Origin of the sequence: Natranaeroarchaeum aerophilus (genome assembly GCF_023638055.1) — an archaeon.
Taxonomy (GTDB): domain Archaea; phylum Halobacteriota; class Halobacteria; order Halobacteriales; family Natronoarchaeaceae; genus Natranaeroarchaeum; species Natranaeroarchaeum aerophilum.
In genome coordinates this window covers 631,672-644,000 of the sequence record NZ_JAKRVY010000001.1, presented here as the reverse complement: position 1 = coordinate 644,000, position 12,329 = coordinate 631,672, and the positions used below count along the sequence as shown (strand labels likewise).

Genomic DNA, 12,329 nt, shown 5'->3' with positions numbered 1-12,329 from the left:
ATGAGTCTCTCTGCGGTCAGTTCCGTCGGCGACGCGATCGATCTCACACGGGAGTTTATGACGCCGTTTTCGCCCGGTCGAATCCTCAAACTCTCGGTCGTCGTCTTCGTGCTCAGCGGCGGGGGAATCAGCCTCTCGGCGAACGTCCCACCGGTCCCTCCGACGCTCGACCCGACCTACAGCGGGCCGACTGCCGATGAGGTCACGATGGAAGAACTGTTCGCCGAAGCGGGTGTTGCGGATACCGGGCTCGGCGCGATCCCCGAAGAGCTGTTGCTGGCGCTGCTCATCGCAGCCGCGGTCCTCGGACTGATCGCCATCGTGTTTGCGGCAATCGCGTCAATCGCCGAGTTCGTCTTCGTCGAGTCGCTCCGGAGCGGCGACGTAACGATCAGGCAGTACACATCACGACGCTGGAAACAGGGCCTTTCCCTGCTCGCGTTCCGGATCGCGCTCGGTCTGCTCTCGACGGCGTTTGTCGCCCTAATAGCGGTGCTTGCCCTAGAACTCGGGATTGCCGACTCGCTTATCCGTGCGCTCGTGTACGCTGGGACCGCGGGTGCGCTGGTTGTTCTTACGACGACGGTGATCAGCAGTCTGACGACCTACTTCGTCGTCCCCGCGATGATACAGGAAGACCGGGGGATTCTCTCGGGATGGAAGCGAGTCTGGGAAGCGTTACGGGCCCAACCCGTCGAGTTCGTGGTCTTTGTGGTCGTGCAGTATGTGCTTGGACTGGTCCTCGCCGCCGTGGTTGCGACCGTCCTCGTCTTCTCGGGGGGGCTGATCGCGCTCGCGCTCGCCGTCGTGTTCGGAACGATCATTATCGTGGGAGGGATCGGGGTCACGTCGGGCGCGGGACTGGCACTTGTCATCGTCGCCGCGGTGATCGGGCTGACACTGCTGACGGTCATCGGCGCAGTCCTGCAGGTACCGGTCCAGAGCTATCTGCGATACTACGCCTTGCTCGTGCTCGGCGATGTCGACGACCGACTGGATCTGGTGCCAGACCAGCGCGAACGTGCCCGTGAGAGCCAGCTTGGGCTCGGCACGTGATAGACCGGTTTGCAACTCAGCTGTCGACGAGATCCGACGAGTAACGACCCAGACTGACTGATTTCACTTTCACTTTCGGGCAACTTTTTAACAGCGGTCGGGTTGAAGTAGTGATATGAGCCAGTCAACGCTCGACAACGACGAACTGTTCGGCGAAGCGGCCTCGGAGATGCGCGAGGACGTCGAGGCGTCGCTCGCGGATGCACGTGCCGAACTCCCCGACAGCGATTCAGTCTGGGAGGCGGAGGGCGACAACGTGCTCGGTGTGCTCAACGGGTTGCGCTCGGCCCTCGACGTCGGTGCGGCGGCCGACCACCTCCGCGATGCCAAAAAGTGGTTCACGATGGGCCAGCGGGCCGACGCCTTCGACGATGCCGACGATCTCGAGGAGGCGATCGCGGAGGTCGAGGAGCTAATCGAGACGATCGAGGACGCCAGCGAGCAGGTCGGCGACCTGACGGCGACGATCCCCGATCTCAAGAGCACACTCGAAGATGCCGAGAGCGACGGCACAGACGACGAGGAGTAGTCGTCATCGCCGACCGAGCAGCCGAACCGTCGAGTAGCGACTGCCGAACCCTACTTGTCTTCCGGTGGTTCCACGTTCCGAGTCGCCACGGTCTCCAGTAGGTCCGCAAGCGCGTCCGCCGCGAGATCCAGTAGCTCCTCGCCGCGGTCGGCGTCGCCTTCGCCCGGATCACCGACGACACCGTTGTCGGTGAACTCCGCCGAGTCGTATGCGAGATTGACGCCGCTTTGCCACTCGCCCCAGTCTTCGCTGGCCCCCGCTCGCGCCTCCGCGATTCGCCCCTCGTCGACGTGCTCCGGGCTGACGTGACGCAAGAGCGCGGTCTCGAGTGGGCCGCCATGGCCCATGTCCGAACCGTGCTCGCCGACCGCCTCGAACCAGGTGAACGGGACGGCGTAGGCGTCGTCGTGACGCGTAATCGTCGCGGCGACTTCCCGGAGTGCATCGACGTTCCCGCCGTGCCCGTTCACGAGGACGATCCGGTCCCAGCCGTGATAGGCGAGACTCGACACCGTCTCGCGGACGTACGAGCGAAACGTATCCTCGCTCACCCAGAGTGTCCCGGGGAACTGGCGGTGTTCCTCGGCGATCCCCACGGGGATCGACGGGGCGAGAACGACCTCGCCGTTGTACTCCTCCGTCCCGGCCTCAGCGACCGCCTCGGCTGTAAAGACATCGGTGCCCAGTGGTGCGTGGGGGCCGTGCTGTTCCGTGCTGCCGATCGGCACGATGGCGACATCGGCGTCGCTCGCATCGGCATCCGTCCAGGTAGCGTCGCTCAGTTGCACGCCCGGTGGTTGTGTGGGCGAAGATAAATAATCAGTCGTCGTCGGTCTCGGTTCGGGCCTGTCGTTTCGCGGCGCGCTCGATAAACTCCTGTGGCAGCTGGTCGATTTCGCCTGCCTGTACGCCCCAGAGGTGGGCGTAGAGCCCGTCGTTGCCGAGGAGTTCCTCGTGAGTGCCGCGCTCGACGATCCGCCCGCCTTCGAGGACCAGAATCGTTTCGGCGTCCTTGATCGTCGAGAGGCGGTGGGCGATCGAGAACGTCGTCCGATCCTCAGTGAGTCGATCCAGACTGCGCTGGATGAGCATCTCGGTCTCGGTGTCGACGTCGCTGGTCGCCTCGTCGAGGATCAGGATCTCGGGGTCCTTGAGAATCGCCCGCGCGATCGACAGACGCTGGCGCTGGCCACCCGAGAGTTTGACGCCGCGTTCGCCGACTTCGGTATCGTAGCCATCGGGCAGGTTCTGGATGAATTCGTGGGCCTCTGCCATCTTCGCGGCCTCGATCACGTCGTCTCGGTTGACGTCGAAGGTGCCGTAACGGATGTTCTCCTCGACAGTACCGTAAAACAGGAACGTATCCTGGCTGACGTAGCCAATGGATTTCCGGAGGCTGTCAAGAGTGACGTTCCGGAGATCCTGACCGTCGACCCGAACCGCTCCGTCGTCGACATCGTACATCCGCAAGAGGAGTTTGAGGACCGTCGACTTGCCAGCGCCAGTCGGTCCGACGAGCGCAAGCGTCTCGCCTCCCTCGACAGTGAAGTCGATATCGTCGATGATCGTCTCCTCGTCATAGCCGAAGGTGACGTCGTCGTACTCGACGCGCCCCTCAGAGACGGTCAGGTCGGTCGCGTTCGGGTCCTCCTCGACCCGGCTTGGCTCGTCCATCAGCCCGAAGATTCGTGCCGAGGACGCCCGGGCACGCTGGTACATGTTGATGATCTGTCCGAACTGGGCCATCGGCCAGATGAAGCGCTGGGTGTAGAGGATGAAGACGACGAAGGTCCCGGTCCGGAGTTCACCAGTAAAGGGTCCCGGAGCGCCCTGAAAGACCCACAGTCCACCGACGATGAAGGTGATCACGAAGCCGAGTCCAGCGATGACGCGCAGGCCGGGGAAGAACTTGATGCGGGTCTCGATGGCGTCCCAGTTGGCGTCGAAGTAGTCCATCGAGACGTCGTCGACGCGCTCGGACTCGTAGTCTTCGGTCGTGCTCGATTTGATTACCTGAATCCCGCCGAGGTTGTTTTCGAGTCTGGAGTTGACGTTCCCGACCGTCGAGCGCACGGCGGCGTATTTGGGCTGGATGATCTTGATGAAGAGATAGGTGAAAACCATAATCAGCGGCACCGGGAGCAGGGCGACCAGCGCGAGTTGCCAGTTGTAGGCAAAGAGCAGGAAGCCGATCCCGAACACCATCACTATCAGGCGGAAAAAGGAGTTCATCCCGTCGTTGAGGAAGCGTTCGAGCCGGTTGACGTCGTTCGAGAGGATCGACATCATCTCGCCGGTCTGCTTGTCGGCGAAAAAGTCCATGTTCAGCCGCTGCATCTTGTCGTAGGTGTCGGTCCGGACGTCGTGCTGGATGTTCTGGGCGAAGGAGTTGAACCCCCAGTTGCGCGTCCAGTGGAAGATCGCCCCAAGGAGGAACGAACCGGCGATGAGCCCGATTGTGAGCCAGAACTGACCGTCCTGTGTTGCAGGCGCGATCGGCGCGATGAGTGACTCACCGATGGGGAACGCCTCGGCGTAGCCAACCTCCTGGAAAAAGACGGCGTCGATCGCGACCCCGAGCAGGATCGGCGGCAAGAGGTCGAGAAGCCGCGCAAAGATGCTGGTGATGATCCCGACCGTACTCTGGAACTTGTATTGGCTACCGTATTCACTAAATAGCCGCTTCATCGGATTCTCGATCTTGTCCCGCTGCTCCTCGAAAGGATCGTCCTCGTCCCAGTCGACGCCGCTCATTCGAGCGAACTAGCAGACACCGGTTCAAAAGGGTTTGTCAGCACCGGGAGATTGGCCGCTTTCTAGAGAGTTCTCGCCTCGACATCCGGGTCAATCCCTGCAGCGTCGAGATCCAGTCGGATCCGCTCGCGAAGCGGTGTTGGGACCGTTTCGCGTCCCACGGGAACGGCGGTCTCACCGTCGCCTTTCACCTTCCAGTAGAGCACGCAGTCGCTCGGCTCGTAGTACTCGATGCTGTAGTACTCGCCCGCGCCCTCGTAGTGGACCCGCGCCGCGAAGCCCTCGCGCTGCCAGCCGTCCTGTTCGGTGAGCGCGTCTATCGTCTCGGTCATAGACGTTCTTCACGTCACGCGGTGCCTATTCGTTTCGATCCGTTAGTCGTGGTATTCGACCTCGATCCTGTCCCCGACACCCGCACCCTGCTCGGCCATGTATCCCTCCGGCACTTCGAGGACGTACATGCCCGTCCCGCTGTACTCCTGGTCCTCGCCGTCCTCGTCGGGCCCCGGTTCGGGTGCGCTATGGATTGTCGTGATCTCGCCGTCCGAATCAGCGAAGACGATATCGATGCCAAAAGACATGTTCCGCATGACGTAGGTTCGTTCATCCTCGTCGTCGTGGACGAACAACATACCCTCGCCTGCATCGAGGGAGTCGTGCTCGCTCAGCCCGGTGAGTCGCTCGGAGCGAGTGTCCGCGACTTCGGCGTCGACGACTGCGAGCGTCTCGTCGTCCTCTCCGATGATCTCGACCGTCGCCTCCGAGTGCTCGCCCGACCACGGAAACAGACCCATCTGGCTGGCGTAGAGTCCCAGCCCGACGAACGCGAGCACGATAAGCGTCAGCGAGAACGCGACCCGGAGACGACTGTCGCCCATAGAATCGGTATCGGTCGGCGCGAGGGTAAGCGTACCGACTGAGAAAGAAAGCGTTATTCCCGTGGGTAGTCTTCTCTCCGGTGTCGGGTTCGTGGTCTAGCTGGTTATGACGTGGCCTTTACAAGGCCGAGGTCGGCGGTTCGAACCCGCCCGAACCCACTCGATTTTGCGACGAACGAACGTGAGGAGTAAATCGTAGACGTGAGCGGCGGGATCGAACCCTGCCAGTCGCGCGCAGCGAAGCGAGCACGTCTGGGTCTGGTTCGAACCCGCCCGAACCCAGTAATCACTACTCATCATCAATTCCGCCTGGAAAATTCGGTTTCGCTTATGTGTTGTCCTCGGGCGTCGCGAACCCGGCACCGCCAGCGACGATGGCTGCGGAGGCGATCAGTGTAGCCCCGAGCACGACGTAATCGTCGCTCGGCGAGAGCCCGCCGATTGCGGCGGCAGCGTCGACGATAAAGACGGTCACGAAGACGCTCAGGATTGCGAACACGAGCATCACTGCCGCAGCGATCAGACCGCTCACCAGTGCGCCAAAGGAGTTGAGTACACTCACGGCAACACACTATTTGTATCAGACATATATATCCAGTGGATACCAGTTATTACACACCCATCGTACTGCACTCGTCGGGTTTGTAGTATTCGAGACAGTAACTGGCAAATACGTTGATTCGCTGATACTCCATACCGTGGAACGTGTGTACCACTCCGACCGACCGGCGGTCAATACTCGCCGTCCCCGTCGCCTTCCTGGCGGGCTGTATCGGTGGCGAGGATGATGACGAATCATCGGCGGGAGCGAGAACCGATTCCCACGACGGCTACGTCAGCGTGCCCGATCAGACGGGCGACGGTCGGTCGGTGAGGGTGACGGCGATGTCCGCGTCGACGGGGTACTATCTCGAACTCCGGTACGACGGTCGATCGACGACCACGGACGCGTTCGCCGCCAACGAGATCGCGGGAGACCTCGAACTGGAACTCGATCCGCCACTCGAATCGGATACGGCCATCACTGCGTTGCTCCGGACGACAGATGACGACGAAACGGTGATCCGCCACCAGTTCGAGTACGAGGTCGAGGTGCCCCAGGGGACGCTCGTTGTGCACGAACAGCAGGGGACGGGCGAGCAGTTTATCATCGACGAGATGAGCGCGGACGCTCCGTACACCCTTGTCGTCGACTACGGATCGGGCCGCGTCGAAACCGACGAGTTCGAGGCCGACCGCACGGTCGACAACCTCGTCCTCGACCTCGACCCACCGATCAGGGAGGATCGCGATGCCGAAATCAGGCTCCAGACAGCGGACGGCGAGTGGGAACTGGCTGAGGAGACGGTTCGATACACCTTCGAGCGGACGGCCTCGCTCCGCGTTGCGGATCAGAGTGGAGACGGGGACAGCCTCGATATCACCGAGGCGAGCGCGAACGTCGAGTACGAACTCGTCGCTGCGTACGACGGAACCTCCGTCGAGACCGACACGTTCGCGGCCGAAACACTGGTCGCGCCAGAGCTAGACCTCGATCCCCGAATCGTCGAGGAGACGACCGTCGAAGTCACCGTCCGGGCGGCCGAGGACGGTACACCACTTCAGCGTGAGGAGGTACTGTTCACGCCCGACTCGCCCGAGGGACCAGCGCTGACCGAAGACGAGGCGATCCGCATCGCGGAGGACACGTTCCCGCTAATCGGGACGCCATCCGTCTTCGAGCGCTGGCTGGACGACCCGGTCGAGGTCGAGGCTCACCCCGACGGCTATCGGGTGCGACTGGGCTATCTGGCGGCTCGCCAGCGGGCCGTCTTCTCGTCGGCTGCGGACCGGACGGAGGCGGCGACTGCCGAATTCGCGATCGACGTCTTCGAGGCCCTGTTCACCGGCGAGTACCACGTCCTCGATGTCGAGATCGAGTCCTGGCTGACCTCGGGGACCAATGATATGGAACAGGCGGGGACCACACGACTTCATCGGGATGCTGTCTCGGGAGTTGACTGGGACGATCTCCGGGACGATCCGACGGAGACCCTGCCATCCGTCGCCGAGAGCTACGAATTCGAGTACTTCGACTGATCGACGGCAAGCCGTGGGGTGTGGTAGCCCGCCAGCCGTGATTCGAAATCCTTTTTCCTTCCATCGACAGAGTTAGTGATACACCGCACGGTGGGCCGCCTTAGCTCAGACTGGGAGAGCACTCGACTGAAGATCGAGCTGTCCCCCGTTCAAATCGGGGAGGCGGCATTTTCCTGCGAACAACGTGAAGGAGCGCAGCGACTGCACTGTGAGCAGTGAAAATCTATCCGATCGGATTTGAACTAGACCGAGGTTCTGCGAGCGAAGCGAGCAGGTTCTCGGACGTAGTTCACACTCCGGGAGGCGGCATGGTTCTTTCACAGTATTGACCTACCGCTGCAGGTATGCAGCTAATTAGAGGATTGGACCCCATTAGCGGTCAATCGCCGGATAAAATCTCTGTGGCTGTCGATACGAGTAGATTACCACAGAAAAACACAGAACTGCAACCAGCCTCAACAGTTAGAACGGAACGACGTCGGGCAGCGGCAGCATCGGGACCACGAACATCCCCAGAATCGTCATCGCGCCGATCAGCATCGGGAAGGCGATGATGGCGAGGTTGGTCTCGCCAATCAGTCGGGGCAGATCCGAGGACATCTCCGAGAGCCCGGGCGTCGAACTCTTGCTGAGGATCGCGAGTTCGAGCCCGAACAGGATGACCGTCGCGCTCGCCGAAACCATACAGAACGGGCAGATCTCGCCGATCGGCACCAGCTGCAGGTAGACGAAGTACGCGGAGAACGCGACGCCGCTTGCCGTGATCGGCGTGAGGATCTTGATGATCAGCGGGTGGCGGGTGTCGAACCACCAGAGCGTCAGGCCGAGCGTACCGAGATAGTACACACCACCAAGCGTTGCCAGCGGAATGCCGAAGACGTAGGCCCACTGGCTGGTGATAACTTCGATGCTGCCCTGCACGGGTGCGTCGGCGGGTATTGCGGGAATCGCGAACATATGGATGGCTGTCAGCATGATGCTAACGAGCCACCCCACGACCGCAACGACTCCGAAGATGCCGAACAGAACCGACACCCGTGAGGAGTACTCCCAGTCGTAATCAAACGCGCCAATCGTTCGAGTCTGTGTTGCCATACACGAGATAATATGTCCACGGCATATTAAAGAATTGTGCTTTCTCCCCAATATAGTAGACTACAACTCAGAGCGGTACGCGGTTAGTGAACTTATTAGTGGCCCTGAGACCACTCAGGCCATCGTATTCTCCATCTGGGCATCTCTCCTCACCTCCATTATTGTGCGAGGAAAGAACAATACCGGTTACAGAGCCCGGTATCCAAACACCCATGTCGCATCCGTCCATCCGTTCAATCAAGACGGAATGTTGCCTTCCAAGAGTACCGCGACAGAGTACGCAGATCGATGAGGAACCTGCTCGGCGTCAATCCACAAGTGCTCGCGCTCGCACTCGCGCGGATGTCCGAGTCGGTCGGAAACTCGTTTCTCATTGTCGTTCTACCGCTGTTCATCGCCAGCGAGTTCGTTACAGGTACCACCTTCGGGCTGACCGAGGTGTTCATCACCGGGCTGGTCCTCTCGATCTTCGGGTTCGTCAACAGCCCGCTCCAGCCGTTTACCGGGCGGCTCTCGGACCGGACAGGGAAACGGAAAATCTACGTCCTGTTCGGACTGGTCCTGATCGCTGTCGCCAGTTTCGCGTACTCACTGGCGTCCACGTACTGGCACCTGATCGTGTTACGCGTCTTCCAGGGTGTCGCCGGCGCATTCATCATCCCGACGACGGTCGCGCTGGTCAACGATCTCGCGACCGACGAGAACCGCGGTGGCAACATGGGCACGTACAACACCTTCCGACTGGTCGGCTTTGGTGTCGGCCCGATCGCTGCAGGGGGTGTCGTCGCCGCGGGGCCGTACTCCATCCCGCTCGGCGCGACGACGCTCTCGGTCACCGGCTTCGACGCCGCCTTTTACTTTGCGGCGTCGACGGCGACGCTCGCCTTCGTCCTCGTGCTCGGACTGATCCGCGATCCCGACATCGAGCCCAGCGAGCCGGAGGGGTCCGCACTCGACAGCTTTCAGGTGTTCGACCGAACCGGCACACAGCTGTTCGATCCGGTGTTTGCCCTCGGGATCGTCTCCTTCTTTATGGCCGTAGGAATCGCCGTCTTCGCAACGCTTGGCGATATCGTGAACACCGAGCTAAACCAGGGTCCCGAGATGTTCGGCCTGCAGTTTGCCGCATTCGTCCTCGCACAGATCTTTCTGCAGGCACCCATCGGGCGCGCCACGGATTTCTACGGTCGCAAAGCGTTCATCGTCGCCGGGACCATACTGCTCGTCCCGACGACTCTGGTTCAGGGTCTCATCCCCGACCTCGCACTGGGGGGGCTGTCGGACTCGTGGGTGATGTTCACCGCACGATTCCTGCAGGGTGTTGCCGGCGCGATGGTCTTTGCTCCCGCCCTCGCACTCGCAGGTGACATCGCGCCCGACGACGAGTCCGGATCGACGCTTTCGGTGCTCACGATGGCCTTCGGCTTCGGCGTCGCCGCGGGGCCCCTTCTGGCCGGAATACTCGTTGCGTGGGGCTTCGTGGTCCCGTTCGCCTTTGCCGCTGCCCTTGCCGGTATCGGCGTCGCGGTCGTGCTGACGCAGGTCGACGAGGTCAACACGCCCCGTCGGGCAGTCCCGCTGGTCGGCAAGGTGACGTGACGCCGCAGCATCCGGCTCGATTCGTTTTATATCCCTGTAGTGCCAGCATTGCGTATGGAGATCGAGATTCGTTCGTTCGCCAGCTTCCGGGAAGCACTCGGCCAGAAGACGCTCAGTCGGACGGCTCCCGACGGCGCGACTGTCGGCGACGTCCTCCGCGAGCTCGCCGAGGAGCACCCGGAGCTGGAGGTGTTCGAGGCGGACGGCACGCCGCGGGAGTACATCACGATAATGAAAAACGGGAAAGACGTCGCGCACATGGACGGGATGGAGACGGGCCTCGACGACGGCGATACGATCAGCGCGTTCCCGCCGGTCGCCGGCGGCTGACTCGACTCAACAGCAGTAGATGAACGGTTGACATCCTCCCACGGCTAAAGCCGTGGGATTCCCACGGTGGGATATTCGGGTCTACGGTCACACCTGTTCTTGTGGGCGTACTCTGCCCGTTGATTTGTCGAACAGGCGTACCGATGGCTGTGCCAAGCAGCCGTTACTCCTATCCTTCCCAGGACTCGGAGTTACCGTCGCTCGCATATTCTCTGCCGCGTTCAGGTCGCTATTGGCGGCCAGCTCGCAGTTCTCACAGACGTACAGCCCACGCTCAACCCGGTTTGAATCTGCTTTCATTCCACACTCACAGCACGTTATCGACGTGGCCAACTCGTACTCATCAACCCGTTCAACCTCAATTCCACACTCCTCAGCTTTGTACTCGATCTGACTGAGCAATGTTTCAAACGCCCAGTCGTGCAGGCGTTTGTTCCCGTGCCGGCCCCAATCTTCATCCTCACGGATCTTCTTCGGATGACCGACTGCTATCGTCCCAACACCACGATTAGCACACTGCTCAACAATGTCTTTTGACAGCGCGTGCAGGAAATGTTCTTGTCGCCGGGATTTCTTCCGACGTGCCCACGTTGCGTGGTCGCTCGGGCCATTCTCGCCTTCCGTGTCGTATTCTTGCTGTCGGAAGTAGTGGGCGTCTTCCTTCAGGGCGTTGCCCGGATACAATACGGTTTCGTCACCGACAGAGACAGCCGCCGTGTTACAGATGCCGAGGTCAACACCCGCCGTCTTCTCACCAGGGGTCTCAGGGGTCTCAATCCGCAGCTTGCAGACGAAGTGGAGTTCCCAGTCGTCGCCAGTCCAGACAGCACGCACCGTCTGGACGCTCTCTACAGCGTCGAGTGTTTGGTCGTCTGTCTGGAGTGTGTATTCACAGAGGATGTAGTCAGCCGCGTAGCGCGACTCCTTCATATTCGTTCCTTTCGAGAGACGAACACGGTTGTACTGGGTATCGAGTTTGAAGCCCTGATTTTTCCATATTACCGTCGAGCGGGGGTGGTCATCACCGTGTTTGCGGTAGCCGGGTGGGTTCGCGTCTGCGTCGTCCTGTTCGTACCACGAGACAAACGCCTCACCGAGTTCCTGAAGAACTCGCTGTGCTCAAAAATCGCAGATTTTTGGCATCACGAAAGACTTCGTCTTTCGAACGAACTAGATTGGCTGTGCAGGTCTGCGTAGCGTTCGTGATTTTTGAGGTGCGAACACAGTTCGTCGGCGTCTGGAATGTGGTCGATAGCGTCCCAGACACGCGAGATTGTCCACCGCCCGACGTTCCACAATTTCGACGCGGCAAAGCCATGCGAATCGAGGTCGTCACTGACTTGCGAGTGGTTGTGGATACTCGCTTTGAGTGTCCGCGTGATGACCTGATTCGACATACGTAAGCATAGTACTTCTACTTACATAAATATTGGTACTTGATGTTGAATATCCTGCTGGAGCTACGAACGTTGAACGATTCCCAGTTGTCGGCCTCATCCCACCGCTAAAGCGGTGGGCTTTCGCCTCGATCCGCTGTAAACGAGCGCAACGCGGTCGCCATTGTGAAGTTTCGTATCGAGCCCGTCGAGATGTTCGTTGAACGTTCCGTTGACGACGACCCGTGCATACCGTCTGGTCTGCTCTCCCTCGGGGTTTTTCGCGTACGTGCCCGGGAGCTCGTCGAGTTGGGGTGCCCAGCCCCGCGTCGTCGCCTCGGCTTCCGTGTCGGCGATCAGCATGTCCCGTACGTCGTACTCCGCGAAGAACGCGTCGAGGAACTCCCGGAGCGTTCGGCCCTCGAATTGATACTCCAGTCGACCGGTTCCGATTGCCGACCGGACGTGTCCGGTACAGCGAACCTGGACGGTGGTTTCGGACGTGGCATTCGAGCGGTCGTCCGCCTCGCCAGTGCGCTGTCGTGTCTCCCCCATACAACGAGATAGCACGCCCACTGCGAAGCGGTTTGGGCCGAACATCTTCGGTCAGCCGAACGGCGGTATCTTTTCTTG

At 60.8% G+C, this 12,329-nt stretch carries 12 protein-coding genes, 2 tRNA genes and 1 pseudogene; 7 read left to right on the top strand and 8 right to left on the bottom strand.

Annotation, left to right across the window (positions count from 1 at the left end; translation table 11 throughout):
- A complete protein-coding gene (locus AArcSt11_RS03280) occupies positions 1-1,056 on the top strand; it encodes a DUF7544 domain-containing protein (protein ID WP_250594578.1) in 1,056 nt (351 codons plus the stop codon).
- A 115-nt stretch (positions 1,057-1,171) separates the two neighbouring features.
- Positions 1,172-1,585, top strand: coding sequence for a DUF5790 family protein (locus AArcSt11_RS03275; RefSeq protein ID WP_250594576.1), 414 nt, complete (start codon positions 1,172-1,174; stop codon positions 1,583-1,585).
- A 50-nt stretch (positions 1,586-1,635) separates the two neighbouring features.
- Here the strand turns inward: AArcSt11_RS03275 and AArcSt11_RS03270 are convergent, their stop codons facing one another.
- From AArcSt11_RS03270 to AArcSt11_RS03255, 4 genes are all read right to left on the bottom strand, one after another.
- Positions 1,636-2,373: a creatininase family protein gene (locus AArcSt11_RS03270; RefSeq protein ID WP_250594574.1), complete on the bottom strand. Its 738-nt coding sequence runs from the start codon at positions 2,371-2,373 to the stop codon at positions 1,636-1,638.
- Between the two features lie 31 nt (positions 2,374-2,404).
- Positions 2,405-4,339 carry an ABC transporter ATP-binding protein gene (locus tag AArcSt11_RS03265; RefSeq protein WP_250594572.1) on the bottom strand — a complete coding sequence of 645 codons (1,935 nt, stop codon included), beginning with the start codon at positions 4,337-4,339 and terminating at the stop codon, positions 2,405-2,407.
- 62 nt (positions 4,340-4,401) lie between these two features.
- Positions 4,402-4,671 (bottom strand): DUF7538 family protein, encoded by a 270-nt coding sequence (locus AArcSt11_RS03260; protein ID WP_250594570.1) that lies wholly within the window; start codon positions 4,669-4,671, stop codon positions 4,402-4,404.
- A gap of 42 nt (positions 4,672-4,713) precedes the next feature.
- Complete coding sequence (locus AArcSt11_RS03255; RefSeq protein ID WP_250594568.1) at positions 4,714-5,217, bottom strand: DUF192 domain-containing protein; 504 nt, start codon at positions 5,215-5,217, stop codon at positions 4,714-4,716.
- 85 nt (positions 5,218-5,302) lie between these two features.
- On the opposite strand from AArcSt11_RS03255, the gene AArcSt11_RS03250 reads away from it, so the two are divergent.
- A tRNA-Val gene (locus AArcSt11_RS03250) sits at positions 5,303-5,376 on the top strand.
- Positions 5,377-5,545: 169 nt separating this feature from the next.
- Here AArcSt11_RS03250 and AArcSt11_RS03245 read toward each other — a convergent pair.
- The gene (locus AArcSt11_RS03245) at positions 5,546-5,779 is read right to left on the bottom strand and encodes a hypothetical protein (protein ID WP_250594566.1); all 234 of its coding nucleotides are present in this window, start codon (positions 5,777-5,779) and stop codon (positions 5,546-5,548) included.
- A gap of 143 nt (positions 5,780-5,922) precedes the next feature.
- Between AArcSt11_RS03245 and AArcSt11_RS03240 the strand changes: the two genes are divergently transcribed.
- Complete coding sequence (locus AArcSt11_RS03240; protein WP_250594564.1) at positions 5,923-7,296, top strand: hypothetical protein; 1,374 nt, start codon at positions 5,923-5,925, stop codon at positions 7,294-7,296.
- A gap of 94 nt (positions 7,297-7,390) precedes the next feature.
- A tRNA-Phe gene (locus AArcSt11_RS03235) sits at positions 7,391-7,464 on the top strand.
- A 294-nt stretch (positions 7,465-7,758) separates the two neighbouring features.
- Here AArcSt11_RS03235 and AArcSt11_RS03230 read toward each other — a convergent pair.
- Entirely contained in the window at positions 7,759-8,391 is a 633-nt protein-coding gene (locus tag AArcSt11_RS03230) for a vitamin K epoxide reductase family protein (protein ID WP_250594562.1), read from the bottom strand.
- Positions 8,392-8,679: 288 nt separating this feature from the next.
- On the opposite strand from AArcSt11_RS03230, the gene AArcSt11_RS03225 reads away from it, so the two are divergent.
- Together AArcSt11_RS03225 and AArcSt11_RS03220 are read left to right on the top strand one after the other, a co-directional pair.
- Entirely contained in the window at positions 8,680-9,990 is a 1,311-nt protein-coding gene (locus AArcSt11_RS03225) for an MFS transporter (protein ID WP_250594560.1), read from the top strand.
- Positions 9,991-10,044: 54 nt separating this feature from the next.
- A complete protein-coding gene (locus AArcSt11_RS03220) occupies positions 10,045-10,320 on the top strand; it encodes a ubiquitin-like small modifier protein 1 (RefSeq protein WP_250594558.1) in 276 nt (91 codons plus the stop codon).
- A gap of 87 nt (positions 10,321-10,407) precedes the next feature.
- Here the strand turns inward: AArcSt11_RS03220 and AArcSt11_RS03215 are convergent.
- A pseudogene (locus tag AArcSt11_RS03215) lies at positions 10,408-11,717 on the bottom strand (RNA-guided endonuclease InsQ/TnpB family protein).
- Positions 11,718-11,813: 96 nt separating this feature from the next.
- Positions 11,814-12,251: a MoaD/ThiS family protein gene (locus AArcSt11_RS03210; protein WP_250594556.1), complete on the bottom strand. Its 438-nt coding sequence runs from the start codon at positions 12,249-12,251 to the stop codon at positions 11,814-11,816.
- Between the last annotated feature and the right edge of the window lie 78 nt (positions 12,252-12,329).